This window comes from Clavibacter sp. B3I6, from assembly GCF_030816895.1.
Lineage (GTDB): Bacteria > Actinomycetota > Actinomycetes > Actinomycetales > Microbacteriaceae > Clavibacter.
The window spans coordinates 2,969,593-2,995,298 of the sequence record NZ_JAUSYL010000001.1 but is presented as its reverse complement, the minus strand read 5'-3'; the positions used below and the strand labels follow the sequence as shown (position 1 = coordinate 2,995,298).

Annotated in this window: 21 protein-coding genes and 1 riboswitch; of the genes, 7 read left to right on the top strand and 14 right to left on the bottom strand. The window is 73.0% G+C overall.

Annotated elements, in window-relative coordinates:
* Positions 1-105 precede the first annotated feature (105 nt).
* Complete coding sequence (locus tag QFZ62_RS14520; protein ID WP_307507121.1) at positions 106-1,959, bottom strand: ABC transporter substrate-binding protein; 1,854 nt, start codon at positions 1,957-1,959, stop codon at positions 106-108.
* A 97-nt stretch (positions 1,960-2,056) separates the two neighbouring features.
* The gene (locus QFZ62_RS14515) at positions 2,057-3,748 is read right to left on the bottom strand and encodes an ABC transporter ATP-binding protein (RefSeq protein ID WP_307507118.1); all 1,692 of its coding nucleotides are present in this window, start codon (positions 3,746-3,748) and stop codon (positions 2,057-2,059) included.
* Positions 3,749-3,819: 71 nt separating this feature from the next.
* On the opposite strand from QFZ62_RS14515, the gene QFZ62_RS14510 reads away from it, so the two are divergent.
* Positions 3,820-4,425 (top strand): PH domain-containing protein, encoded by a 606-nt coding sequence (locus tag QFZ62_RS14510; RefSeq protein WP_307507115.1) that lies wholly within the window; start codon positions 3,820-3,822, stop codon positions 4,423-4,425.
* 41 nt (positions 4,426-4,466) lie between these two features.
* Here QFZ62_RS14510 and QFZ62_RS14505 read toward each other — a convergent pair whose 3' ends face one another.
* The 3 genes from QFZ62_RS14505 to QFZ62_RS14495 form a co-directional block, all read right to left on the bottom strand.
* The gene (locus QFZ62_RS14505) at positions 4,467-5,660 is read right to left on the bottom strand and encodes an ABC transporter permease (RefSeq protein ID WP_307507112.1); all 1,194 of its coding nucleotides are present in this window, start codon (positions 5,658-5,660) and stop codon (positions 4,467-4,469) included.
* A gap of 3 nt (positions 5,661-5,663) precedes the next feature.
* On the bottom strand, positions 5,664-7,190 hold the full coding sequence (locus tag QFZ62_RS14500) for an ABC transporter permease (protein WP_307507109.1): 1,527 nt from the start codon (positions 7,188-7,190) through the stop codon (positions 5,664-5,666).
* A 179-nt stretch (positions 7,191-7,369) separates the two neighbouring features.
* Positions 7,370-9,214 carry an ABC transporter family substrate-binding protein gene (locus QFZ62_RS14495; protein WP_307507106.1) on the bottom strand — a complete coding sequence of 615 codons (1,845 nt, stop codon included), beginning with the start codon at positions 9,212-9,214 and terminating at the stop codon, positions 7,370-7,372.
* Between the two features lie 289 nt (positions 9,215-9,503).
* Between QFZ62_RS14495 and QFZ62_RS14490 the strand changes: the two genes are divergently transcribed.
* The 3 genes from QFZ62_RS14490 to QFZ62_RS14480 are packed head-to-tail and all read left to right on the top strand — an operon-like array spanning position 9,504 to position 12,454.
* Complete coding sequence (locus QFZ62_RS14490) at positions 9,504-10,379, top strand: CPBP family intramembrane glutamic endopeptidase (RefSeq protein WP_307507102.1); 876 nt, start codon at positions 9,504-9,506, stop codon at positions 10,377-10,379.
* Positions 10,380-10,427: 48 nt separating this feature from the next.
* On the top strand, positions 10,428-10,835 hold the full coding sequence (locus QFZ62_RS14485) for a DUF485 domain-containing protein (RefSeq protein WP_307507101.1): 408 nt from the start codon (positions 10,428-10,430) through the stop codon (positions 10,833-10,835).
* Complete coding sequence (locus QFZ62_RS14480) at positions 10,832-12,454, top strand: cation acetate symporter (protein ID WP_307507098.1); 1,623 nt, start codon at positions 10,832-10,834, stop codon at positions 12,452-12,454. Before QFZ62_RS14485 ends, QFZ62_RS14480 begins: the two co-directional genes overlap by 4 nt.
* Before the next feature lie 97 nt (positions 12,455-12,551).
* Here the strand turns inward: QFZ62_RS14480 and gcvP are convergent, their stop codons facing one another.
* The 4 genes from gcvP to QFZ62_RS14460 all read right to left on the bottom strand — a co-directional run bounded on the left by gcvP (position 12,552) and on the right by QFZ62_RS14460 (position 17,954).
* Positions 12,552-15,527 carry an aminomethyl-transferring glycine dehydrogenase gene (gene gcvP, locus QFZ62_RS14475; protein ID WP_307507095.1) on the bottom strand — a complete coding sequence of 992 codons (2,976 nt, stop codon included), beginning with the start codon at positions 15,525-15,527 and terminating at the stop codon, positions 12,552-12,554.
* The gene (gcvH, locus tag QFZ62_RS14470; protein ID WP_119433811.1) at positions 15,524-15,895 is read right to left on the bottom strand and encodes a glycine cleavage system protein GcvH; all 372 of its coding nucleotides are present in this window, start codon (positions 15,893-15,895) and stop codon (positions 15,524-15,526) included. The genes gcvP and gcvH overlap by 4 nt, the downstream gene beginning before the upstream one ends.
* Positions 15,892-17,100: a glycine cleavage system aminomethyltransferase GcvT gene (gene gcvT / locus QFZ62_RS14465; protein ID WP_307507091.1), complete on the bottom strand. Its 1,209-nt coding sequence runs from the start codon at positions 17,098-17,100 to the stop codon at positions 15,892-15,894. Before gcvT ends, gcvH begins: the two co-directional genes overlap by 4 nt.
* Positions 17,101-17,238: 138 nt before the next feature.
* Positions 17,239-17,325: riboswitch (glycine riboswitch) on the bottom strand.
* Positions 17,326-17,492: 167 nt separating this feature from the next.
* Positions 17,493-17,954, bottom strand: a complete 462-nt coding sequence (locus QFZ62_RS14460) for an SseB family protein (RefSeq protein WP_307507088.1) — start codon at positions 17,952-17,954, stop codon at positions 17,493-17,495.
* Positions 17,955-18,068: 114 nt separating this feature from the next.
* On the opposite strand from QFZ62_RS14460, the gene QFZ62_RS14455 reads away from it, so the two are divergent.
* The gene (locus QFZ62_RS14455; protein ID WP_307507086.1) at positions 18,069-18,440 is read left to right on the top strand and encodes a BlaI/MecI/CopY family transcriptional regulator; all 372 of its coding nucleotides are present in this window, start codon (positions 18,069-18,071) and stop codon (positions 18,438-18,440) included.
* A gap of 33 nt (positions 18,441-18,473) precedes the next feature.
* On the opposite strand, the gene QFZ62_RS14450 is transcribed toward QFZ62_RS14455, so the two are convergent.
* The gene (locus QFZ62_RS14450; RefSeq protein ID WP_307507083.1) at positions 18,474-19,244 is read right to left on the bottom strand and encodes a copper resistance protein CopC; all 771 of its coding nucleotides are present in this window, start codon (positions 19,242-19,244) and stop codon (positions 18,474-18,476) included.
* Positions 19,245-19,361: 117 nt separating this feature from the next.
* On the opposite strand from QFZ62_RS14450, the gene QFZ62_RS14445 reads away from it, so the two are divergent.
* The gene (locus QFZ62_RS14445) at positions 19,362-19,757 is read left to right on the top strand and encodes a ChaB family protein (protein ID WP_307507079.1); all 396 of its coding nucleotides are present in this window, start codon (positions 19,362-19,364) and stop codon (positions 19,755-19,757) included.
* Between the two features lie 50 nt (positions 19,758-19,807).
* Here the strand turns inward: QFZ62_RS14445 and QFZ62_RS14440 are convergent, their stop codons facing one another.
* The gene (locus QFZ62_RS14440; protein ID WP_307507076.1) at positions 19,808-22,657 is read right to left on the bottom strand and encodes a family 43 glycosylhydrolase; all 2,850 of its coding nucleotides are present in this window, start codon (positions 22,655-22,657) and stop codon (positions 19,808-19,810) included.
* A 159-nt stretch (positions 22,658-22,816) separates the two neighbouring features.
* Positions 22,817-23,371 (bottom strand): GNAT family N-acetyltransferase, encoded by a 555-nt coding sequence (locus QFZ62_RS14435; protein ID WP_307507073.1) that lies wholly within the window; start codon positions 23,369-23,371, stop codon positions 22,817-22,819.
* A 49-nt stretch (positions 23,372-23,420) separates the two neighbouring features.
* Here QFZ62_RS14435 and QFZ62_RS14430 point away from each other — a divergent pair, with 49 nt between their 5' ends.
* The gene (locus tag QFZ62_RS14430; RefSeq protein WP_307507070.1) at positions 23,421-24,557 is read left to right on the top strand and encodes a zinc-ribbon domain-containing protein; all 1,137 of its coding nucleotides are present in this window, start codon (positions 23,421-23,423) and stop codon (positions 24,555-24,557) included.
* Positions 24,558-24,575: 18 nt separating this feature from the next.
* On the opposite strand, the gene QFZ62_RS14425 is transcribed toward QFZ62_RS14430, so the two are convergent.
* Both QFZ62_RS14425 and QFZ62_RS14420 read right to left on the bottom strand, forming a co-directional pair.
* Positions 24,576-25,139, bottom strand: a complete 564-nt coding sequence (locus QFZ62_RS14425; RefSeq protein ID WP_307507067.1) for a GIY-YIG nuclease family protein — start codon at positions 25,137-25,139, stop codon at positions 24,576-24,578.
* Between the two features lie 83 nt (positions 25,140-25,222).
* Positions 25,223-25,627, bottom strand: coding sequence for a hypothetical protein (locus QFZ62_RS14420; RefSeq protein ID WP_307507064.1), 405 nt, complete (start codon positions 25,625-25,627; stop codon positions 25,223-25,225).
* Positions 25,628-25,706 lie beyond the last annotated feature (79 nt).

The following is a 25,706-nucleotide window of genomic DNA, read 5'->3' as shown; positions in this document are numbered from 1 at the left end:
TTCAGTGGGAAGAGGATGCTGGCCTTGTCATCAAGGGAGTAGGGCGAAGAGCCGCCGTCTGCTATTCCCAGCAGTGCAAGTCTACCGTGCCGACGCAAGCCGGGCTCAGGGAGCGGTGGAGCTCCGCGTCCAGCGCCAGGCGTCGTCGAGGATCCCGGCCTGGTGCGGGGACACCCGGACGCCGTCCACGCCCGCCGCCATGGCCGCGATGGCGGGGTGCTGGTAGAGCGGGAGGCCGGCCCGGTCGCCGTACATGCGGCGGTCCAGGCGCAGGAGCAGCTCGGATCGGGCGTCCTCCTCCTCGGTGCGGCTGAGCGACGCGAAGAGCGACGCCACGTCGGGGTCGACGGTCGCGAGCCCGTCGCGGGCGTCGGCGCGCGCCTCGTGCGCGGCGCGGATCCCGGCCACGGACGGGTAGGCGTCATCCGCGCCGACGAGGGCGACGTCGTAGGCGTCGGGCTGGTCGAGGACGCTCTCCCACTGCGGGGTGGAGCAGTCGGCCACCACGAACCCGGCCTTCTCGGCGGACGTGCGGATGGCCTCGAAGGCGGCGACGCGGCGGGGGTCGGCCGGGTCGTAGAGCACGCACACCTCGGGCGCGGTCTGGCCGACGGACGCCAGGAGCTGGCGCGCCTCGTCGAGGTCGACGGCGTCGAAGCGGCCGGACCCGTTGGCGCCCACCTCGTCGGCGTAGCCGTCGGCGCCCGGCGCGAGCACGAAGGAGTCGCGCTTCGTCGCGTCCGGATCCACGGGCGCGGCCGCCTGGCGGACGATCGCCTCGCGCGGGACGGTGGAGAGGAAGGCGGTGCGGACGGCGACGTCCGACATCGCGGGGTCGCGGGCCCCCAGGGTCTGCAGGTCGAGCCGCTCCCACGTCGAGGACGTGCCCCGGACGACCGTGGCGCCGTCCACGTCGTCCAGCGCGTCGACGACGTCGGCGTCGGCCTCGGGCGCGATCACGTCGACGTCACCTGCCTTGAGCGCGGCGACCGCGGCGGCGGGGTCCTCGATGGTGGAGACGACGATCCGCTCCACCGACGGCCGGTGCAGGCCCGTGTAGTAGCGGTTGGCGCGCAGCGTGACGGAGGTCCCCGGGTCGATCGACTCGATGGCGTAGGGGCCCGAGCCGACCGCGCGGTCCGGGTGCGCGGCGATCTCGGCGACGCCGAACCCGCGGTTCCACGCGTCGGAGATGGGCGACAGCAGTTCCGGCGCGCGGTCCTGCACGGCGTCCACGAGCGTCTGCTTCGCGCGTCCCGGGCTCGACATGTCCAGCCCGAGCTGGGCGACGGCGTGCGCCGGCAGTCCCACCTCGAAGGCGAGGCGCCAGTCGGGCGTGTACTCGTCGAAGACCATGGTGATGGAGCGCCCGCCGTCGCCGATCCCGGGCGTGCGGGTGACGTGCGTCAGCGCCTCGGCGGCGGAGGCGTCGAAGAACACCGTCCCCTCGGGGAGCGGGCCGGTGTAGCCGCCGGTCGCCTCGTCGACGTACCCGGCCGGATCGAAGCCCGGGGTGTCGAAGGCGCCGGACCCGGCGGCCCAGGCGAGCAGGAGGTCGGCGGCGTCGACGGGCTCGCCGTCGGACCAGCGCACGCCCTCCGCGACCGTGTACTCCACGGTGAAGGGGTCGCGGGAGACGACGCGCGCGGATCCGTACCCCGGGTCGGCGGCGACGGTGCCGTCCGCGGACACCTCCGAGAACCGGGAGTTGGTGGCATGCACGATCTGCCGGTTGCCGTCGGTGCCGCCCGTGCGCGACGCCGCGTTGTAGGAGGTGAACGACGTGGGCAGGGCGGCGCGGATCTCGGTGTCGGCCACCGTCCCGGTGGTCGGCGCGCAGGCGGCGAGGCCCGCGACGAGCGCGAGCGCGACGGCGGCGGACGCGCCGCGGACGGCCCGGCGGATCGCGCGCGGGCGCCGGGCTCGGGCGGCCTCGGGGCCTCGCGTGTCGCTGTCCATCGCCCTCGATCCTACGCGAGCGGCACGACGAGGCCCGCCGCCCGCGCGCCCCCGCGAGGGGGTGCGCCGGACGGCGGGCCGGGTCGTGCGGGGGCGATCAGGCCGCGGGCGGCTGCTGGTCGCGCAGCGCCTCGCGGAGCTGGCGGCGCTCCTGCTGCTGGTCGGGATCCGGCAGCGGCACCGCGGCGATGAGCTTCTGCGTGTACGGGTGCTGCGGGTTCCGCAGGATCGACTCGGTCGGCCCCTGCTCCACGATCTTCCCGTGGTTCATCACCACGATGCGGTCGGCGAGGAGGTCGACCACCGCGAGGTCGTGGCTGACGAACAGGCACGCGAACTGGAGCTCCTTCTGGATCTCCTGCAGCAGCGCGAGCACGCGCGCCTGCACTGACACGTCGAGCGCCGAGGTCGGCTCGTCGGCGACGAGCACCTTGGGCCGGAGCGCGAGCGCCCGGGCGATGCCGACGCGCTGGCGCTGGCCGCCCGACAGCTCGTTGGGGTAGCGGTTCCGGAAGCTGCGCGGCAGCTCCACCTGCTCGAGCAGCTCCTCGACCCGGTCGCTCTGCTGCTTCTTCGAGAACTGGCCCGAGAGCTCGAGCGGCTCGCCGATGCTCTGGCCGATGGGCCAGCGGGGGTTAAGCGAGGAGCCCGGGTCCTGGAAGACGATGCCGATCTCGCGGCGCACGGCCCGGAGGTCCTTCTGCGAGATGCCGGTCATGCGGCGCCCCGCGACCGTCATCTCCCCGCCCGCGACGGGCAGGAGCCCGACCGCCGCGCGCGCGATGGTGGTCTTGCCGGAGCCCGACTCGCCCACGACGCCCACGACCTCGCCGGGGTGGATGTCGAAGGAGGCACCGGACACGGCCCGGAACGCCGGCACGCGGCCGAGCTTCGGGTAGTCGATGTCCACGTCCTTGAGCGAGATCGCGGGCTCCGTGGTGCGGGCCGCGATCTCGACCTGCGACGCCTCGCCCGTGCCGAGGTGCGGCACCGACGCGAGCAGCTGCTTCGTGTACGGGTCCTTCGGCGCCTGGAAGATCTCGCGCACCGAGCCGCGCTCGACGATGCGGCCGCTCTTCATCACGATGACGTTGGTCGCGAGGTCGGCGACCACGCCCATGTCGTGCGTGATGATGACGATCGCGCTGTTGAGGCGCTGGTGGAGCTTCCGCAGCAGGTCGAGGATCTCGGCCTGGATCGTCACGTCGAGCGCCGTGGTGGGCTCGTCGGCGATCAGCATGTCGGGGTCGCAGGACAGCGACTGGGCGATCATGGCGCGCTGGCGCTGGCCGCCGGAGAGCTGGTGCGGGTAGGAGTCGAACGCCTTCTCCGGGTCCGGCATCTCGACGAGCTTCAGCAGCTCGAGCGCGCGCACCTTCGCGGCCGACGGGATGATCGACTGGTGGACCCGCAGGGCCTCCACGATCTGGAAGCCCACCGTGTACACGGGGTTGAGCGCCGTCATGGGCTCCTGGAAGATCACGGCGATGTCGTTGCCGCGGGCCTTCCGGAGGGTCGCCTGGTCGGCGCCGACCATCTCGACGCCCTTGAGCTTGGCGCTCCCCCGGACCCGGCCGTTCTTGGGCAGCAGGCCCAGCAGCGACATGGAGCTGACGCTCTTGCCCGAGCCGGACTCGCCGACGATCGCGAGCACCTCGCCCGGGTTCACCTTGTAGTCGATGTCGATGGCCGCGGGGATCCACTCGTCGCCGACCCAGAAGTCGACGCCGAGGCCGGAGACCTCGAGGATGGGGACGATGGCGTCCGCCCCGTTCACGTGAGCGCTCATGCTGCGGCCTCCTGGCTGCTGGGGACAAGGGGTACGAGGGGCGTCCGGGCGGGCCGTGGGACGATGAGGCCATGGATCAGCCCGTCGTCATCCGCCCGTCGTTCGGACGCCTGCTGACCGTGATCGTCTCGGCGATCGCGGCGCTGGTGCTCGTGAGCACCGTGGTCGGCGGTCGCGCCGACCTCCTGCCGACGCAGGCGTGGGGACCGCTCCTGCTGGCCTACGGCGCGTGGCTCGTCTTCTGGGCTCCTCGGGTGCGCATCGCCACCGAGGGCGTCGAGATCCGCAACGTCTTCCGCACGCACGACATCTCGTGGCCCGCAATCCGCCGCGTCGACACCAAGTGGGCGCTGAACATCACGACCGCCCACGAGCGCGTCACGGCCTGGGCCGCTCCGGCGCCCGGCCGGCACTCGAACGCGTACATCACCACGAACGAGGAGCGGAACCAGCCGCACCTCAGCGCGATGATGCAGGACGCGCGCCGCGGCGACCTGCCGCGCACCGACTCCGGCGACGCCGCCACGGTGATCCGCCTGCGCCTCGCCGACCTCGCCGAGGCGGGCCACCTGGGCGGCCCGGTCGAGGAGGAGGCGCGACGCGTGCGCACGCACTGGGCGGAGATCGCCGTGCTCGCGGTGCTCGTCGTCGCGACGGTGCTGAGCGGCCTGCTCTGAGAGCCGGGCCCCGAGGGGCCGACGACCGACGGCGATGACCGTCATCGGCCGTCCGCGCCGTCGGGCGCCTGGCCCTCGGCGGGACCGTCGGCCTGGGCGCCCGGTCGGGCGGACCCGACGGGCGGCGGCACGCGCACGCCCTCGGCGCCGGATCCGGCCTTCGGACCGGAGTCCCGTCCGCCGCGGCCCGTGAGCATCGCGAACATCTGGCGGTAGGGGCCCTGTCCGCCCGGCATGCGGCGCTGGCGCGGGTCGAACGCGTCGCGCAAGCCGTCCCCGATGAAGTTGATGCACAGCGCGATGACGATGATGAACAGGCCCGGGAACCAGAACAGCCATGGACGGGTCGAGAACGCGCCCTGGTACTCGTTGATGATCTGGCCGAGGGAGACGTCGGGCTTCTTGATGCCGAAGCCCAGGTAGGAGAGCGCCGCCTCGAGCAGGATCGCCGCGCTCATCAGGAGGGTGGTCGACACGATGACGACGCCGATGGCGTTCGGCAGGATGTGCCGGAATACGATGCGGCTGCTGGACGCCCCTGCCACGCGAGCCGCATCCACGAACTCCCGCTCGCGGAGGCTGAGGAACTCGCCGCGCACGAGGCGGGCGAGGCTCGGCCAGCCGACGAGACCGAGCACCAGGCCCAGCACCGCAGCGCCGAGGCTGCCGAACGTCCGGCCCAGGACCGCCGCGATGACGATGACGGGGATGACGATGATCAGGTCCGTGAAGCGCATGAGGACCGAGTCGACCCAGCCACGGAAGAAGCCGGAGATCGCCCCCACCACGATGCCCAGGAACGCCGCGATGATGCCGTAGACGACCATGACGACGATGGACTGCTGCGTGCCGCGCATGACCCGCGCGAAGATGTCGCGCCCGATCTCGTCCTGGCCGAAGGGGTGCGCGCCGAACTGGAACGGGAGCACCCAGGTGGGGTCGCCGCCCTGCACGATCGGCGACACGTCCTCGTAGTTCCACATCCACCAGCCGGGGATGCGCAGCCCGAAGAACTGGATGCCGACGCTGGAGTACACGAGGATCGCGACCAGCACCAGCACCACGAGGGCCGTCATGGCGCCCTTGTGGCGCAGGAACCGGCGGCGGACCACGGTCCCCTGGCTGAGGCCCTCGATCTCGCGCTGCTCGATGGTCAGCTCGGAGTTCGCGCCGCCCTCGGGGAGGTTCGGGTCGTTGTGGGGGTCGTTGGGGTTCCCCATCAGTGCGTTCGTCATGTGTCAGCTCACCCGGATTCGAGGATCGAGGACCGAGTAGAGGATGTCGGCCAGCATGTTGAAGATCACGGTCAGGATGCTGGTGATCAGGATGAAGCCCATCAGGGGGTTGAGGTCGGTGGTCCGGAGGGCGTCCTGGAAGATCGAGCCCATCCCCTTCCACGCGAAGATCGTCTCCGTGATCACCGCACCGCCGATGAGGGCGCCGACGTCGAACGCGATGACGGTGGCGACGGGGATCATCGCGTTGCGGAACGCGTGGCGCATGATCACGGTGCGCTCCGTGAGGCCCTTCGCGCGCGCGGTGCGCACGTAGTCCTGGTTCATCACCTCGAGGAGGCTCGCCCGCGAGTAGCGCGAGTAGCTGGCCACCGAGATGAGCAGGAGCGCGATGGTGGGGAGGAGGAGGTGCGTGTAGCTGTCGAGCATGCCCTGCCAGACCGAGCCGTTGAGACCCGGGGTGACGGCGCCGACCGTGGCGATGGGACGGCCGCGCGTGTTCTGCACGTAGTCCGGCCACACCTGCATGACGCGGTCGACGATGATCAGCAGGGCGACGAGCCCGCCGGTGATGGCGGCGCCGCGAGCGACGATGGGCTTGTCGTTCTGGCCGACGAGGTAGCCGACCACGATGCCGACGACGACGAACGCGGCGATCAGCACGAGCGTGATCCACCAGGGAGCGGACACCGTCAGCACGTACTGCAGCGGGTACCAGAGGGCGGCGCCGAGCGCGGCCATGCCGAGCGCGGAGTACAGGGCGCGCCGGTTGCGCAGCCCGGTGGACAGCGAGGTGATGAGCACCGCGACGAGCGCGCCGAGGGCGGCGATGAGGAGGATGCCGAGCCCGGGGCGCGAGAACCAGTCGGTGAGCACGAGGTAGGTGAGCACGACCGCGGTGATGACCGTGGCCGAGCCGAAGACGATGAGCCGGGGCTTCGGGTCGCCGCCGATGATGCTCATCCAGACGAAGCCGGAGAGGAGCGACAGCAGCACGATCACGACCGGCGGGATCGACGGGTCCACGAGGAAGTCGTTGAATCCGATGGCGACGTACTGCTTGAGGAGCACGGCCACGAAGAAGACGGGGAGGGAGAAGAAGAGGAACGACGAGAAGGTGATCGTGTAGTCGTAGCCGCTGTACTGGCGGAGTGCGGTCGTCATTCCGATGGCCACGCCGATGAACACGGCGATGACGGTGGCGATGGTCACGAGCTGGATGGTCTGGGCGGCCGCCGTGGCGATCATCTCGTTGACCTCGCGGCCGTCGATGGCGCGACCCAGGTCGATCTGGCCGATGAACACCTTGAGCACGCCCGCGAGCCAGAGGAAGTAGCGAAGAGGCGACGGGACGTCGAGGTCCAGCGCCTCGGTCCGTGCGGCGATCAGGGCGTCGCGATTGGGTGACGGCGACTCGCGCAGGTCCTGGAGCGGATCACCCGAGTTGGCGGCCAGGTTGTAGATGATGAAGCTGGCGCCCAGGAGGACGAAGAACGACGCGACGAGGCGTCTCAAGACGAAGGTAAGCACAGGGCGACGACGTCCCTTTCTGTGTTCGGCCAGGGCTCGTGACCCGACCCGACGAGAGCATACGCGGCCGGATCCGCGGATCACGAATCGGCAACGGACATGGAGAGGGTGCCGAAGCCAGGTGGCCTCGGCACCCTCACGCTCACCCCGTTCGGGGGCGGGCGCTCACTGCATCCGTGCTACTCGGCAGAGGAATCCGCCGGTGCCCACTCCCAGAAGTTCCAGAAGAACGTGGGCGAGAGGAAGGCCGGCTTGACGCCCGACACCGTGTCGCTCCAGGCCGTGAGGCCGGGGAACTGGAAGATCGGCGTCGTCCAGCTCTGCTGCTGGATGAGCTTCTCCGCCTCGATGAGGATCTCGCGCTGCTTGCCCGGGTCGGTCTCCGTGTCGAGCTGCGTGAACAGGTCGTCGACCTCCGGGTTGGACCAGCCGTAGTAGTTGTTGATGCCGCCGGTCTGGTAGTTCGGGCCGGACTCGCCGACCGCGAGGCTCGTGGACTGCCATCCGAAGAGGGCGATGTCGTACGAGTCGGGCTTGCTGGAGAGGTCGGCGCCCCACGTCGCGCTGTTCACGTCGATGAGGTTGAAGCCGGCCTGGGCGGCCGACTGGCGCATGAGCTCGAACTCCTGCTGGCGACGGGTGTTGCCCTGGCCGTAGAGGACGCGGGCGTCGATCGTGCCCGTGACGCCGGCCTCGGCGAGCAGCGCCTTGGCGCCCTCGATGTCGACCGTCTGGTCGGCGTAGCCGTTCTCCTCGACGGAGGCCTCGTAGTTCTCGGTGCCGGGCACGAAGACGTTCGAGTTGCGGAGCTCCGCGTCCTCCTGGAGGGGCTTGATCAGCTTCTCGAGGATCTCCTCGCGCGGGAGCGTCTTGAAGAAGGCCTCGCGGACGAGCTGCGCCTTGGCGGCGTCGCCGCCGAACTTCGACGCGTCGAAGGCGCCGCCGTTCGTGGTCTGCAGGTCGACGTGCTCGTAGGTGCCCTCGGCCTGGCCCTTGTACTCGACGCCGCTGAGGCCCTGGACCTGCTTGAGGAGGTCAGCCGTCGGCTGGCCGGACGCGATCGAGACCTCGCCGTTCTCGAGCGCCTGGATCTGCGCCTGCGGGTCGGCGATGAAGCGCACCGTGATCTTCTGGTACTTCGGCTTCTTGGTGCCGACGTACTCGGGGTTCGCGGTGAGCGTCACGTACTGGTCCGCCTTGAGGTCCGAGATGACGTACTGGCCGGTGGCCAGCGTCTTCTGCGCCTCGGTCGGCATGTCCGAGTAGCGGTAGCCGTCGTTCCAGATCTTGGACACCGGGGCGAGGACGCTGGCGTCCTTGTCCTGGATGGCCGTGATGAGCTTGTCCTTGGCGTCCTCGGCCGAGAGGTCCTCGTCGGGGAACGCGAGCTGCGTGGTGCCGTGCGCGGAGACGCCGACGCCGTTGCCGGTCGCGACCTCCCAGTCGACGTACGGCTTGTCGTACGTGTAGGTGAGGCTGCGGCCGTCGTCGCCGATCTCGGGGGTCTCGGTGACGAGGCCGAGGCGGGTGTCCGCCACGGCGCCCGAGTTGAAGAAGACCTGGTCGTCGCCGGTGGTGACGGCGCCCGTCTCCTCGTCGGTCTGGACCTCGTCACCGCCGACGGTGTTGACGTTCGTGGTGTTGGCCGCCCAGTTGAGCAGCATGTCCGCGGCGTCGACGGGCGTGCCGTCGCTCCACTTGACGCCGTCCTTGACGGTGAACTTCACGACGAGCGGGTCGTCGGAGACCTTCTCGTAGGTCCCGAAGTCCTCGTCCTTGACCAGGGTCGGGCCGTCGTCGTAGTAGTTGAACGACCGGTTCGTGAGGTACACGATGTTCGTGTTGGCGGTCGCGTTGCCGGTCGCCGAGAGGTTGTTGTACTCGAGGAACGGGTCGTTCCAGGCCACGGTGATCTCAGAGCCGTCGATGACCTCGGACTCCTGAGCGGGCGCAGAGCAGCCGCTGAGGACGAGGGCACCGGAGACGATGACGGCACCAGCCGCTGCGAGGCGTCTGATTTTCAATGTTCCTCCTGTGCATGGGAATGGCGCGGACCCACCGTGCGTGCGATCGGCCGCGCAGATATGAACGACCCTAGGTACGCCTGGGAGTCTTTGCAAAAACTGGGCCCAAACGTTACACACCGGTAACGCGGACGCGCGGATCCGCGCGTGGGACTCCGGATCCGTGCGTCCTGACGGTCGGGATCGCGCGTTCCTGCCGTCCGCGGCGACGGATCGCGTCGTCAGGGGCCTCTCGGACCACGTCCGGCCGACGGACGGTGCGCGCCTTCCGCGCGCCTAGGATCGGCCCGTGCCCGACGCTCCCGTCCTCCCCCGCGCCGCGCGTGCGCCGCTGCGACCAGCCGTCCGGACCCGGCTCCGGATCGAGATCGCCATCGTCCTCGGGCTGTCGCTCGGGGCCAGCGCCGTCTACTCGATCCTCCGCATCGTCGACCTGTCCACACGGGCTGCGTCCCTCGGATCGCAGAGCGCCACCATCAACCGGAGCCTGAACGACCGGCAGGTGTTCGACCTGCTGTACCAGCTGCTCGACGTCGCCACGGCCCTCGTGCCGGTGGCGCTCGTCCTCTTCCTGCTGTGGCAGCCGGGACGCAGCGCCTTCCGGCGCATCGGGCTCGACCTCGCGCGCCCGGGACGCGACGTCGCCGCCGGGCTCGGGCTGGCCGCGCTCATCGGGGTGCCGGGGCTCGGGCTCTACTTCGCCGGCCGGGCGCTGGGGATCACGGTGGACGTGGTGCCCACCGCGCTCGACTCCTACTGGTGGACCGTGCCGGTGCTCGTGCTCGTCGCCCTGCGCGCGGCCCTGCAGGAGGAGGTGATCGTCGTCGGCTACCTCTTCACCCGGCTCGGCCAGCTCGGCTGGGGGCGCGGCCGGCTCGGGATGTGGAGCGTGATCCTCGTGGCCGCCGTGCTGCGCGGGAGCTACCACCTCTACCAGGGCTACGGGCCGTTCCTCGGGAACGTCGCCATGGGCGTCGTGTTCGGCTGGTGCTACGTGCGGTTCGGCCGGACGGCGCCCCTCGTGGTGGCCCACCTGATCCTCGACGTCGTGAGCTTCGTGGGCTACCCCGTCGCGCTCGCGCTGCTGCCCCGGGCTGTTCGCGTGACGGGCGCTCGGGCGCTCCCGGGGGCGCGACCCTGGCGCAACACCCGCACCTGTGCCTAACCTGGGAACGCCGCACGACGAGGTGCGGCCTCATCTCGAGGAGATCCCATGGGCGACGCCGCTCATCCGACCGGGGACCCCCGGCCGGCCGTCGACTACCTGGAGGTCGAGGACTCGGCCCGGTTCCGGGAGCTGAAGCGCGAGCACCGCAGCTTCGTCTTCCCGCTCGCCGTGGCGTTCCTCGTCTGGTACTTCGCGTTCGTGCTGCTGTCCGACTACGCGCACGACTTCATGTCCACGCCCGTCATCGGCAACGTGAACCTCGGGATCCTGCTCGGGCTCGGGCAGTTCGTCACGACCTTCGCAATCACCACCTGGTACGTCAGCCGGGCCAACGCGCGCTTCGACCCGATCGCCGCGGAGATCCGCGCCGACCTGGAGGAGCGGGAGCGCGTCGCCGTCCGGGGCCCGGGCGGGACCACGCCGCCCAAGCGCCGGAAGGGCGGCCGGCGGTGACCGCCGCGACCTCCGCCGTCCTGGCGACGACGCCCACGACCGACACCGGGGATCCCGTCCTCAACATCTCGATCTTCGGGGCGTTCGTGGTGATCACCCTCGTGATCGTCTTCCGCGCGAGCCGGAACAACTCGACCGCGGCTGACTACTACGCGGCCGGCCGCTCCTTCACCGGGCCCCAGAACGGCACCGCGATCGCAGGCGACTACCTCTCGGCGGCCTCGTTCCTCGGGATCGTGGGCGCCATCGCCATCAACGGCTACGACGGCTTCCTGTACTCGATCGGGTTCCTCGTCGCCTGGCTCGTGGCGCTCCTGCTCGTGGCCGAGCTCATGCGCAACACGGGCAAGTTCACGATGGCCGACGTGCTGAGCTTCCGGCTGAAGCAGCGGCCCGTGCGGCTGGCGGCGGCCACCACCACGCTCGCGGTCTGCTTCTTCTACCTCCTCGCGCAGATGGCGGGCGCGGGCGGTCTCGTCTCGCTGCTGCTCGGGATCGACGACCGGCTCGGGCAGTCGCTCGTGATCGCCGTGGTCGGCGCGCTCATGATCGTCTACGTGCTCGTCGGCGGGATGAAGGGCACGACGTGGGTGCAGATCATCAAGGCCTGCCTGCTCATCGCCGGCGCCGCCGTGATGACCGTGTGGGTGCTCGCGATCCACGGGTTCAACATCTCCGAGCTGCTGGGCGCGGCGGCCGCCGCGGCGGACAAGCCCGTGCTCGAGCCCGGCAACCAGTACGGGGCCACGGGGATCACGAAGCTCGACTTCCTGTCGCTCGCGCTCGCGCTGGTGCTCGGCACCGCGGGACTCCCCCACGTGCTCATGCGCTTCTACACGGTGCCGACCGCGAAGGAGGCGAGGCGGAGCGTCGTCTGGGCCATCTGGCTCATCGGGATCTTCTACCTCTTCACCCTCGTGCTCGGCTACGGCGCGGGAGCGCTGCTCGGGAGCGAGCGGATCCTCGCGGCGCCCGGCGGCGTGAACTCCGCGGCACCGCTGCTGGCGCTCGAGCTCGGCGGGCCGATCCTCCTGGGGATCATCGCGGCGGTCGCGTTCGCGACGATCCTGGCGGTGGTCGCCGGGCTCACGATCACGGCGGCGGCGTCCTTCGCGCACGACGTGTACGGCAGCGTCATCAAGAAGGGGCAGGTCTCGGCCAACGGCGAGGTGCGGGTCGCGCGGATCACGGTGGTCGTGATCGGGATCGTGTCGATCCTCGCGGGCATCGGTGCGAACGGGCAGAACGTGGCGTTCCTCGTGGCGCTCGCCTTCGCGGTCGCGGCGAGCGCGAACCTCCCGACGATCCTGTTCTCCCTCTACTGGCGGCGGTTCTCCACGCGCGGCGCGGTGCTCAGCATGTACGGCGGCCTCGGGACGGCGCTCGTGCTGATCGCGTTCTCGCCCGTGGTGTCGGGCGCCGAGACGTCGATGATCCCCGGCGCCGACTTCTCGTGGTTCCCGCTGAGCAACCCGGGGATCGTGTCGATCCCCGTCGGGTTCCTGCTGGGCTGGATCGGGACGGTGACGTCGACGCGCAAGGAGGATCCGCTCGTGGCGGCCGAGATGGACGTGCGGTCGCTCACCGGGCACGGCGCGGAGAAGGCGACCGAGCACTAGCGGGCGCGGTCGGCGGAGGCCGGACGCACGACGAGGGCGGCGGGACCCGGAGGTCCCGCCGCCCTCGTCGGTGCGTGCGTCGTGCGCCAGCCGCGGATCAGGCGAAGGCCTCCGGCGGCGGGCAGGCGCAGAACAGGTTGCGGTCGCCGTAGGCCTGGTCGATCCGGCGCACCGGCGGCCAGTACTTGTCGCGCACGAGGGTCGACACCGGGTAGACGGCGCGCTCGCGCGTGTACGCGTGCGTCCACTCCCCCGCGATGACCGACTCGGCCGTGTGCGGCGCGTTCCGCAGCGGGTTGTCGTCCGCCGGCCACTCGCCCGCGGCGACGGAGTCGGCCTCCTGCTTGATGCCGATCATCGCCGCGATGAAGCGCTCCACCTCGGCGAGGTCCTCGCTCTCCGTGGGCTCGACCATGAGCGTGCCGGGCACCGGGAAGCTCATCGTCGGCGCGTGGAAGCCGTAGTCGACGAGGCGCTTGGCCACGTCGTCCACCGTCACGCCGGTCGCGGCCGTCAGCGGGCGGAGGTCGAGGATGCACTCGTGCGCGACGAGGCCGTCCTCGCCCGCGTAGAGCACGGGGTAGTGGTCGCGGAGGCGCGCGGCGATGTAGTTCGCCGACAGCACCGCGGCGCCGGTGGCCTGCTTCAGGCCCTCGGCGCCCATCATCCGGACGTAGGCCCAGCTGATGGGGAGGATGCTCGGGGACCCGTACGGCGCGGCCGACACCGGGGCGCCGCCGTGCTCGATGGTGGAGACGACGCCGTCCTGCACGAGCGCGTGCACGTTGCGCTGCGCCTGCGGGTGGCCGGGGAGGAAGGGCGCGAGGTGCGCCTTCGCCGCGACCGGGCCGACGCCGGGCCCGCCGCCGCCGTGCGGGATGCAGAAGGTCTTGTGCAGGTTGAGGTGCGAGACGTCGCCGCCGAAGTCGCCGAACCGGGCGAAGCCGAGGAGCGCGTTCAGGTTCGCGCCGTCGACGTAGACCTGGCCGCCGGCCTCGTGCACGGCCTCGCAGATCACGCCGACCTCGTGCTCGTAGACGCCGTGGGTGGAGGGGTACGTGATCATGAGCGCCGCGAGCGCGTCGCGGTTCTCGGCGATCTTGGCGCGCAGGTCCGCGACGTCGACGTTGCCGAGCTCGTCGCATGCGACGACCACGACGCGCATGCCGGCGAGCACGGCGCTGGCCGCGTTCGTGCCGTGCGCGCTCTGCGGGATGAGGCAGACGGTGCGCTGGGTGTCGCCGTTGGCGAGGTGGTAGCCGCGGATCGCGAGGAGCCCCGCGAGCTCGCCCTGGCTGCCGGCGTTCGGCTGGAGGCTCACCGTGTCGTATCCGGTGACGTCGGCCAGCCAGGTCTCCAGCTGGAGGACGAGCTCGAGGTAGCCCTCGACGTCGTCGGCCGGCGCGAAGGGGTGGATGGCCTGGAACTCGGGCCAGGTGACGGCTTCCATCTCGGTGGCCGCGTTGAGCTTCATGGTGCAGGAGCCGAGCGGGATCATGCCGCGGTCGAGCGCGTAGTCCTTGTCGGACAGGCGCTTGAGGTAGCGCATCATGCCGGTCTCGGAGCGGTGCGTGGAGAAGACGGCGTGCGTGAGGTACTCGCTCGTGCGGATCGACGCCTCGGGGATCGAGGAGAGGTCGCCGGACGCGCCCTCGTCGTCCGCGAGCTCGGCACCGAACGCGCGCGCGACGACCTGGAGGTCCTCGACGCGCGTGGCCTCGTCGACGCTGAAGCCGATCGTGTCGGCGTCGACGCGGAGCAGGTTGACCCCGCCGTCCGCGGCCGCCGCGAGGATCGCGTCGGCGCGGCCGGGCACGGAGACCCGCACGGTGTCGAAGAACGCGGCGTGGACGGGCTCGACGCCGACGGACGCCAGCGACCGGACGAGGCGGCGGGCGCCCCGGTTGGCCTGGCGCGCGATCACGCGGAGGCCCTTCGCCCCGTGGTAGACGGCGTACATCGACGCCATCACGGCGAGGAGGACCTGCGCGGTGCAGATGTTGCTCGTGGCCTTCTCCCGGCGGATGTGCTGCTCGCGCGTCTGCAGGGAGAGGCGGTAGGCGGGGTGGCCGGCCGCGTCCTGGCTGACGCCGACGAGGCGGCCGGGCATCTGCCGCTCGAGCCCGGCGCGCACGGCGAGGTAGCCGGCGTGCGGGCCGCCGAAGCCCATGGGCACGCCGAAGCGCTGCGAGGTGCCGACCGCGATGTCCGCGCCCAGCTCGCCGGGCGACGTGATGACCGTGAGCGCGAGCAGGTCGGCCGCGACGACCGCGAGGCCGCCCGACGCGTGCACGCGCGCGATGACCGCGCTCGGGTCCCAGATGCGGCCGGAGGCGCCGGGGTACTGGACGAAGGCGCCGAACGCGTCGGGCAGCTCCGCGGGATCCACCGTGGCGAGGTCGTGCGCGACCAGCTCGATGCCGAGCGCGGCGGCGCGGCTGTCGAGGAGCGCGCGCGTCTGCGGCAGGGCGTCCTCGTCGATGAGGAAGACCGGCGTCTTGGCCTTCGAGGCGCGGCGCGCGAGCAGCATGCCCTCGACGACGGCCGTGGCCTCGTCGAGCATGGACGCGTTCGCGGTCGCGAGGCCCGAGAGCTCGGCGACCATCGTCTGGAAGTTGATGAGCGCCTCGAGGCGGCCCTGCGAGATCTCGGGCTGGTAGGGCGTGTACGCCGTGTACCAGCTCGGGTTCTCGAGCACGTTGCGGGTGATCACGGCGGGCGTGATCGTGTCGTGGTAGCCGAGGCCGATCATCGACGTGCGCAGGCGGTTGCGGCTCGCGATGCGGCGGAGCTCGGCGAGGGCGTCGCGCTCGGTCGCGGCCTCGGGGAGCACGGAGTCGCCGGCGGTGCGGAACCGGTCGACCTGGATCGTCTCGGGCACGGCGGCGGCGAGGAGCGACGGGATCGAGTCGTGGCCGAGGACGCCGAGCATGGTGGCGCGGGCCTCGGAGTCGATGCCGATGTGGCGGGCCCCGAACGCGCCGGGCGCGAAGGCGGACGACTCGTCCGCGATGTCGGGCGCGGAGACGGGGGCGGGAGCGGCCGGGCGCGTGCCGGCGTCGACGGCGGTCACTCGCCCACCAGCGCGACGTACTCGTCGTGGCTGAGGAGCGCAGGCAGCGCCTCGAAGCGCACCTTCACGAGCCAGCCGGCGCCGAACGGGTCGCTGTTCACGAGGTCGGGCGAGGCGACGACGTCGTCGTTGACCTCGGTGACGGTGCCGTCGATGGGGGCGAAGAGCTCCCCGACCGACTTGGTCGACTCGATCTCGCCGACGACCTCGCCGCCGGAGAGCTCGTCGCCCACCGCGGGCAGCTCGACGAAGACGACGTCGCCGAGCTTGTCGGCGGCGTAGGCCGTGATGCCGACGGTCGCGACGTCGCCGTCGACCTGCACCCACTCGTGCTCGGCGGTGTACTGGAGGCTGGTCTGGTCGGTCATGCGGAGGCCTTTCGCGAGTAGAACGGGAGGGTCACGACGGTGGCGGGCACGCGCGTGCCGCGGACGTCGACGGCGAGGCGCGTGCCGGGGGCGGCGAGCGCGGGATCCACGTACGCCATGGCGACGGGGTGGCCGAGCGTGGGCGACAGGGCGCCGCTCGTGACGATGCCGACGGGCGGCACGGCGCCCTCGGTCGCCTCCATCACGGCCTCGAGGGCCGCGGCGGAGTCGCCCGCGGCCTCCTCGGCGTAGACGGGGTAGTCGGCGCGGGGGGCGCGGCGGCCCTCGGTGACGAGGCCGACGAGCACGCGGGCGACGGGATCCGGGCCCCTCTCCACGGCGGCGCGCCCGCGGAAGTCGCCCTCCTTGGCGAGCGCGACCACCTTGCCGAGGCCGGCCTGCACGGGCAGCGTGTGGAGGCCGAGCTCGTGCCCGTAGAGCGGCATGCCCGCCTCGAGGCGGAGCGTGTCGCGGCAGGCGAGGCCGGTGGGCAGGAGGCCGAGCGGCGTGCCGGCCCGGACGAGCGCCTCCCACAGGGCGACGGCGTCCTCGGTGGCGACGTACAGCTCGTAGCCGTCCTCGCCCGTGTAGCCGGTGCGGGCGACGAGCACGTCCTTCCCGGCGAAGCGCGCCGGCGTGGCGCGGTAGTAGCGGAGCGCCTCGAGCGGCGCCTCGGCGTGGAGGCCGTCGGTCGCCTCGAGGATCGCGCGGGACACCGGGCCCTGGACGGCGATCAGCGCCACGTCGTCGCTCGCGTCGTCGACCGCCACGTCGTCGAGGCCGGCGGCGGCGTCGGCGAGGACGGCGAGGACGGGGTCGTGGTTGCCGGCGTTGGCGACGACGAGGAAGGACTCCTCGCCGGTGCGGTAGACGATGAGGTCGTCCACGATGCCGCCCGAGGGATCCAGCAGCAGCGTGTACTTCGCCTGCCACTCGGCGATGGCGGAGAGCTTCCCGGCGAGCACGGAGTCGAGGAACGCGCCGGCGCCCTCGCCCTCCACGGCGATCTCGGCCATGTGCGAGATGTCGAAGATGCCCGCGGCCTCGCGCACGGCGCGGTGCTCGGCGAGGTCGCTCGTGTAGCGGACGGGCATGAGCCAGCCGGCGAAGTCGGTGAAGGAGGCGCCGGCGGCCTCGTGCACGGCGTGCAGCGGGGATCGCCGGGGCGGCGCCTCGGCGGCGGTGTCGGCGGGTGCGTCGGTCATGGAGTCCTCCGGTGTCCTCCGGCGGGGACGCCGGATGCGGGACTCCCCCTCTGTCATGGGCCTGAGAGCTTCGCGCCGTCCGAGGACGGTGCTTTCACCGTGGGCGAGCCGTGCGGGACGGCTGCTTTTCAGAGTGGCCAGTGCATCGCGGTACGTGGACCTGAGAGATTGGCGGGGAGGCTTGCTCCTTCGGTGCTCCCGGAGGAGCTCTCCCGCGATGCGTGCGCGGCCGTGTTACGGGGATCAGCATATCGAGCGGGAGGTTTCCGGCGTGTGACGATCCGCGGGCGGTCCGCCGGGCGACGCCGGCGGACACGCGACGCCGGACGCGACGACGCCGCCGCATCCTCCTCGGATGCGACGGCGTCGGGTGGTCGGTCGGACCGCGCGGGTCAGACGGCGTCGGGCGAGGGCGCGGCCGGGGCCGCGGTGCCGGGCTGGCCGTCGTCGTCCTGGTCGATGACGCGGCGCACGTCGTCGGCGAGCTGCGCGACGCCCTCGGGCATCATCTCGAAGCCGTCCGTGGTGCCGACGTTGATGACGAGGCCGGTGCCCTCGGGGATCGCCTGCACGAGCTCGGCGGCGGGGATGGTGGCGACGTGGTCGGCGACGCTCGTCACCTTCTCGTCGATGCGGTCCTCGTGCGTGAAGGCGGCGAGCATGGGCACGCCGTCGCGGTCGAAGAGGACCGGCTGGAGCTGGTCGGTCTCGGGGGTCAGGGGCGTGGCGGTCGGCACGACGACCACGGTGTTGATGAACTCGGTGAGGACGGCGGTCATGTCGGACTCGCCGGCCTGGCCGCGCGCGATGGCCTGCTCGAGGGGGGTGGGCTCTCGGTCCTGTGAATCGGTCATGCCCCCATCGTGCCCGATCGGACGCCGCGGTGCCTGAGCGCGGGAGCTCGGCGGGCGCCCGGCGGAGTTAGGATCGACCTTTCCCATCCGCCGCCCGAACCGAGGGGAGCCGCCGTGCCGATCGGACGCCAGCGACCCCGCGGCGAGCTCGAGGCCGCGATCATGGACGCCCTCTGGGACGCCGACGGGCCGCTCACCGGCAAGGACGTCGTCGCGCGCATCGCGGATCCGCGCCCCGCGCTCACGACGGTGCTCACGGTGCTCGACCGCCTCGGGCAGAAGGGCCTGGTGGTCCGCTCCGACGAGGCGCGCTCCCTCACGTTCGCGCCCGCGCGCTCGCGCACCGACCACGCGGCGTCGCTCATGTCCGGCGCGCTCGCGGCCACGAAGGACCGGGAGGCCGCCCTCCTGCGCTTCGCCGGCACGCTCGACGGCGACGACCTCACGGCCCTCCGCCGCGCGCTCGGCTCCGACGACCGGGCCTAGCCGGCCCGCGGGATACCCGCCCCGTCGCCGCGGTCAGCGCGGGTCGCCGGCGCCGTCGAGCGGTCCGCCGACGCTCCGGCCGTCCTCGCCGGGGAACCGGCGCGACGACCGGCGCACGACGCCGAGCACCACGAGGACGGCGGCCGCGAGGATCACGAAGCCGATGAGCACGAAGACCCAGACCGGGGTGTCCTCGGCCGCGTCGGCGATCGGGACGGACTCGCCGGACTGCGCGTCCGAGGTCGGCGTGGGCGCCGCCGACTCCGCGCCCTGCGTCGTCATGGTGCCCTCGGGCTCGGGCGTCGGGGTGGGCTCGCTGCCCGCCCAGGCGTCCCCGCACGCGGGTGCGGCGAGGACCGCCGGGGTGCCGGCCGTGTCGCCCTCGGGTGCGTAGGTGAAGGAGTAGGTGCCGTCGATGGGGTGGCTGTCGCTCGAGACCGCGCGCCAGGTGACCTGGTAGGTGCCGGCCGTGCCGAGCGCGATGCGGCTCGTGGCCGTGGTGCCGTCGACCGCCACGCAGCCGTCCTCGTGGAAGGAGCCGTCCGACGCGTTGACCACCTGGATCGCGAAGCCGGAGTTCTGCGCGTCGAGCGAGAGCAGGTCCTCGCTGAAGTCGAGGGCGATGGTGCCGGGCTCGGACGTGACCGTGGCGTCGGCCGCCGGCGTGGATCCCACGAGCCGGTCGTGCGCGGAGGCGGCGCCCGCGGGGATCAGCGCGCCCCCGACCACGAGCGCGGCGGCGGACGCGGCGAGCGCGGCGCGACGGAGGACGGACGGGGTGCGGGGGTGGAGCGGAGACGCCATGGGTCCATCATCCCCTGCGCACGAGCGGGAGGGCCGAGGCCGGCCGGCCGGCCGACGGAGGGGCAGGGTGGAGGGACGGCGGGTGCGCGGCGCCCGCATCGAGCACGAGGAGGATGCATGGCCCCCGACGACGACATGCCGAGCACCATCCGCCGCTCCCCCGAGCACGCGCAGGCCACCTGGTCGGCGGCGCACGCGGCGGCCGAGGAGCAGTACGGATCCGGCGAGCGCGCCGAGCGCACCGCCTACGCCGCGCTCAAGCACGGCTTCGAGAAGGTCGGCGACCACTGGGAGCCCAAGGACGAGAAGGGCCCGTCGGACGACGGCGCCGAGCGACGCGGCGCGGGGACCCAGGGCGGGGTCGACGCGAACGCCTCGAAGGCGCACCTCATGGAGGTCGCGCGCCGCCTCGACGTGCCCGGACGCAGCCGCATGACCAAGGACGAGCTGGTCGCGGGGATCCGGAAGGCGAACGACCGCGAGACCCGGAGGGCCCGCGAGCGCGAGGACTGAGGGCGGGGCGCCGTGTCGACGCCCCGCCCCATTCCGGCCCGCTCCGCGGGTCAGCCGACCGTGGTGCCGCCGCGGAAGTCGTCGAGCACCGTCAGCAGCGCCTTCTCGGCCCAGATGCCGATGCGGCCGGTGGCGTCGTGGAAGCGCGCAGCGTCCGCGTCGGACAGCTCCGTGGTGCCCACGAGGTCGTCGCCGAGCAGGATCTCCACGGCGTCGTCGGCCGTGTACCTGGCCGTGAGCACGTCGCCCGCGAGCAGCTGCACCGGGATCGCCGGGTAGGCCGTGCGGGTGCCGTCCGTCGCGATCGCGGTCGTGGTGATCGCCTTCGTGCGGGCGTCGTAGGCGACCGTGATCGCGCCGCGGTCGACCGTGCGGGCCGACTGCGCCTTGAGCACGAGGCCCACCGACGGGGTGGTCCGCGCCACCTTCACGAGCTCCACGGACGCCTCCTGCGTGGCGCCGAGCACCTCGGGCCGCAGGAGCGCGCCGCCCTGGTTGGGCCGGAGCGTGCCGGCCGCGAGCCGGTAGGCGGTGGCGGTCGTGGATCCGGTCCACGATGCGCCGACCGCGGAGCCGCGGCGGTCGAACCCGTCGAGCAGCGCCGCCTGCACCCGGAAGGTGCGCGTCACGCTCGCGGCGGGCGCGAACTCGTCGTCCCCGGCCTGCGTCGCCGTGATCGTGCAGACGCCCGCCGAGGTCGGCGTGAGCCGCGCCCCGTCGACCGTGCAGGCGCCGGAGGCCAGGAACGACACGGGCAGGCCCGAGGTCGAGGTGGCCTGCAGCCGGATCGCGTCGCCGCCCGCGGTCGCGCCGGTGGGTCCCGCGAAGGCGATCGTCTGCTCGGCGAGCGCCGCCGGTCCGCCGGAGACCAGGAGGAAGCTGACCTGGACGTCCGGGCCCGCCGCCTTCGCGATCTCCACCCGGAGGATCCCGTCCGCCCCGACGACCGCCGTGTAGGCGCTCGAGGAGTCGGCGCCGAACGGGCGCGCCTGCTCCACGACCTGCCCGTTCAGGGTGATGCGCGCCGTGCGGCTCGCGGTGGTCCAGGGGTCCGAGAACCCGAGGTCGACGCGGTGCTCACCGGGGGTCAGCCCGCCGAAGGAGTAGGTGAGCGCGGCGCCCGACCTGGCCCAGCGGAGCGTGGAGTAGAGGTCGCCGGTGGCATCGCCCTTCACGTCGCTGGATCCGGTCCAGCCCCAGGTGGTGCCGGTGGCGGGATCCGCGCCGAGCGGCTGCTCCGGCACGGAGCCGAGGAGAGGCCCGTCGACGGAGGCCGCCGCCACGATCGCCTTCCAGTCGGCCGTGGCCCAGCCGCCCGCGTCGACCGCGTACTCGAGGTCCCGGGGCACGACCACCACGCGGCGGACGAGCGTGCGCCCGTCGTCCAGCGTGCCGCGCAGCTGCACGGGACCCGCGCCGGCGAGCGCCGCGGCGTCCCACGTGATGCCGGAGGTCGTCGTCGCGCCGTCGCTCGTCACCTCGACCTCCGCCGGCAGGGACGAGGCGTCGTCGGTGCGGACGGTCGCGGGGATCTCCGTGGTGACCTCCCACGGCGCGTACGCCGGGATGTCGCGCACGCTCCACGTGCCCGGGTTCGTGAGCGACATGGATCCGCCCTCCCCGAAGGTCAGCGGCAGCCAGATGTACGGCGCATTCGCCAGGTCGTCCGGCGTCCACCGGTCGCCCATGTAGACGAAGCGGCCGTTCGCGGCGTCGATCGGGATAACCGACGTGCTCTGCGAGCCGAAGGTCGTCGATGCGCCCTCCCCCTGCACGGGGTTGCCGCGGTCGGTCCAGGTGCCGAGGATGTCGGTCGCCGTGGCGTAGGAGGCCGGGTTCGGGTTCCACCCCGTCGCGCCCGAGGTGATCAGGTAGTAGGTCCCGTGCGACTTGAAGAGCGCCGGCGCCTCCCGGTGCGCGCCGATGTAGGGGCGCGTGAAGTCCACGCCCTTGACCGCGTCGGCCGGGCCCGTCGCGAGCGCGGTGTAGTCGGCGTCGAGCTTCGAGATGTAGAGCGAGTAGTTCTCCTCGCTCGAGTAGATGATGTAGGCCGTCCCGTCGTCGTCGACGAAGAGGTTCATGTCGCGGGCCATGCCCTTGCTCTCCGGCTGGTAGTCCGGCTCCCCGGCCGGCGCCTCGTGCAGGCGGTGGTCCTCGATGTAGCGGAACGGGCCGGTGGGCGAGTCGGACACCGCGACGCCCGCGGTGGCCTTCGCGTACTGGGCGTCGCTGGTGGCGGTGGGGCCGTCGGTGTGGATCCACATGACCCACTGCCCGGTCGCCTCGTTGTGGATGACCTTGGGGCGCTCGAGGATGGCCGCCGGGCGCGAGGATCCGGCCGCGGGGGTGGTGCCGAGGTCCTCGTAGACGGCGGCGCGCGCCTCGGCGTCGAGGTCGCCGTAGAGGCCGGCGAAGTACGGGTCGGCGTCGAACTGGTCGGGCGAGGACATGGCGGCCAGGGCGAGGCCCTCGTCCGTCCACGCCTCGAGGTCCCGCGAGGAGTAGACGTGCACGCCGGGGCTCGAGGCGTAGCCGTTGGAGCGGTCCTCGCCGTACCAGTGGTAGATGGTGGCGCCCGTCTCATCGACGGACGGGACGATCTGGCCGCCGTGGGCCTGGATCACGTTCCCCGCGGTGTCGAGCCGGGCCTCGCCGGGGGTGAAGGTCGCGTCCTCGACGGCCGCGGGGGCCGGCGGGGTCGCGGCGGCCGGTGCCGCGACGCGGGCGGCGGCGGGAGCCGGGGCGCTCGTCGCGGCGTGCGCCGGCAGGCCCGCGAGGGACAGCGCGGTGGCGAGGCCGGCGGTCGCGGCCAGCGCCCGGATCCCCCTCCGTCGCGTCGGGGCGGGAGCGGTGCCCGCGTCGGGCGTCCCGCGTCCGGGTGCGGATGGTTGCGTGATCATCGTCGATCGTCCTCCTGGTGCGCGATGCGGATCGGGACGCGCCGCATCGTCGCGGAGCCCCCTCGCATCGCGTCCCACGCTAGTCGCGGGAGGCGGTGACATGTCACATGGGAGGTCGGCGGGCGGACGTCGGAGTGGACCCCGACGGCCCGGATGAGCTCAGGGCAGGTCGATGCGGAACAGCTCGCACTCGGCGTCGTAGTAGGCGCGCGTGCGGCCGAGCGAGCGCATGCCGATCCGCCGGCACACGGCCTGCGACGGCGCGTTCGCGGGGTTCGTGACCGCGAGGACGCGCGCCAGCCCGCCCTCGGCTGCGTGCGCGAGCACCCGCCGGGCCGCCTCCGTGGCGACGCCGCGACCCCAGGCGTCCGGATGCAGGTGCCAGCCGATCTCCGTCTCGCCGTCCGCGGGGGCGTCGCGCGGGGCCGGGTCGTCGTCGGGCACCGGCGCGGCCGATGCGGGCAGGTCCTTGAGGAGGAGCGTGCCGAGGAGCGCGCCGCCGTCGCGGGCGGCGATCGCCCAGATGCCGCGGACCGGGTCGTCGAGCGCGGCGTAGCGGGCCGCGCGGGCGGCGGCCTGCGCGGGATCCGACTGCACCTCCCCCGAGCCGAGCCACCGCTGCACCTCGGGCCGGGAGTGCAGGTCGAGCAGGAACGGCGCGTCGGCCTCCGTGAAGCGACGCAGGAGCAGGCGGTCGGTCGCGAGGTCGGGCATCGCCCCAGGCTAGGCGGCCGACGTCGGTGGCTCCTCGTACCGTGACCGCATGCCCGAGCCGGTGGATGCGTGGTGGGCGCGACGACGCTGGTCGCGCGGCCTCGACGTGCCGTACCCGGTGGGCGCGTACCGCGAGGCGTGGGCGTCGTTCCCCGTGCTCATCCGGCAGTACCACCCCGAGAACAACCGCGGCATCACGCTCACGCAGGTGCCGCCCGCGGCCGACGTCTTCCTCACCTGGCAGTGCGACACGGGCCACGTGTTCGTCGCCACGCCCGAGGAGCAGCGCAACCGGCCGGGCCGCGAGCGCCGCCGGTCGTCGTGGTGCCCGGACTGCGCGGAGGCCGCGTCCCCGCGCACGCCCGTGCTGCCGATGGCCGACCAGGTGCGGTGGCCCGGGGCGTCGCCGCTCCTCGTGGGGCCGGTGGCGGGGGCCGGAGCGGCCGGTGGATCCGAGGCGCCGGCCGGCGGGACCGCGACGCCCGCGTCCGGGGCTCCCCGCGCGCGACGCGGATCGCGCGACGGCAGGCCGTCCGCGCCCGGCACGGGACGCGACCGCCGCGGCAAGGACGGCACGCCGAGCGGCGCCGCGCCGACCGCTGGCGCACCTCGCGCGCGTGCCGCCGGGCCTTCCTCCGCCGCCCCTCCCGCGGTCCGCCCCGCCGCGTCGCCTGCCCGCGCCCGCCGCTCCCCCGGCGTCTGCGGGAAGACGCCGGACCTCCCCGTCGGCGAGCCGTTCGCGAGCGCGTGCGCGCCGCCGCCCGCGTCCGCCGTCGAGGAGCGCCTCCGCCAGGACCTGGCCGCGCGCCTCGAGCACACGACCGGCCTCAACGCGGTGCGCCTGGCGCGGCCGTTCTTCGAGCACCGGGAGGCGTGGCCGGACATCCTCCTGCCGGAGCTGCGCGTCGCGATCGAGTACGACTCCACCGGCCGCCACGGGCTCGAGCACGTCGGCCGCCGGGAGGAGGCCGACCGCCGGAAGGACCGCGCGCTGCGCGCCGCCGGCTGGGAGGTCATCCGCATCCGCACGGGCAAGCTGCCCGCCCTCGGGCCGTACGACCTGTGCGTCTCGGGCCTCACGCGCGGCACGGTGGATCAGCTCCTCGACCGGCTCCGCGAGATCCGCGGCCCGTTCCTCGTGGACGCGTACCTGCGCGAGACGCCGCCGTCGGCCGCGGCCGGGTGACGCGGCGCACCGGCGCGGTCAGCTGACGCGCAGCGCCAGCGCCTCGCTCCGCCACCGGGCGAGGAGCTCCCACGGATCCGGCTGACCCGCGGCGAGCGCGGCCACGTGCGCGCGCAGCCCCGCGTCGAGCGCGAACCACTCCGTGCGGTCGTACCGCTGCCGCGCGAACTGCGCGTGCCGTGCCCGCTCCACGCCCCGCCCGCCGCGCTCGAACGCGAGCAGCTCGTCGTGCCGGAGCGCGCCGAGCCGCTGCCGCGGGTTCGCGCTGGTGCCGATCTTCATCCGGTCGCCGAAGCGGATGTAGTAGACGACGTCGACCCGCGGCGGCGCGAGCTCGCCGTCCGGGTGATCCCCGTGCCGCCACTCGCACACCGCGCACAGCCAGCCGGAGGGGTACCGCACGCCGAGGCGCGATCCGCAGGCCGGGCACGGCGACGGGAGCACGTCCTCCACGCCGTGCTCCCGCTCCGCCCACCCGGCCGCGGCGACGAGGTGCGCCGCGCACAGCGGCACGGGCGCCCCGCGCTCGGCCGGCGCCGGGCAGCCCTCGGCGCGGCACCCCGCGGATCGACTCGACGTCATGCCCCGACGCTAGACGCGGGGGCCGACACCGGCCCTCCCCGTGCGGGGCGCGACGTCCCCGCCCGCCGCGCGGTCGGACACCCTCAGCGCGACGCCCGCACCACCACCGGCGCCTGGTCCTCGAAGCCGCGGCGCAGCTCCACCGAGGTCCAGGGCACGAGCGCGCCGGCGAAGATCGGCTCGAGGATGCTCCACATGATCCCGCGCTCCCATCCCACGAAGTGCACGTCGTAGGAGTCCTCGCCGAACTCGTTGCCGTCGATGCGCCCCGCCTCGAGCAGCTGCAGCGCGTCGTCGCCCGCGGCCTCCGTCGCGGCCAGCGTCTCGAACGCCTCGTACGCGGATGCGTCCGGGCCCGCCGCGAACCGCAGGACGACCCAGTCGTCGGGCTCGGGCCGCCGGGTCCAGGGTCGCGCGGCCGCCACGATCGCCATGGTCAGGCCGGTGATCACCCCGCTGAGCAGGAGTGCCCGGATGCGCGGCGTCATGCCCGCACCCCTCTGGCGTCGACTGCTCGGATCATGCGACCTCCCCGTCACGGCGGCGGCCCCCGGGACGGCGCCGCCT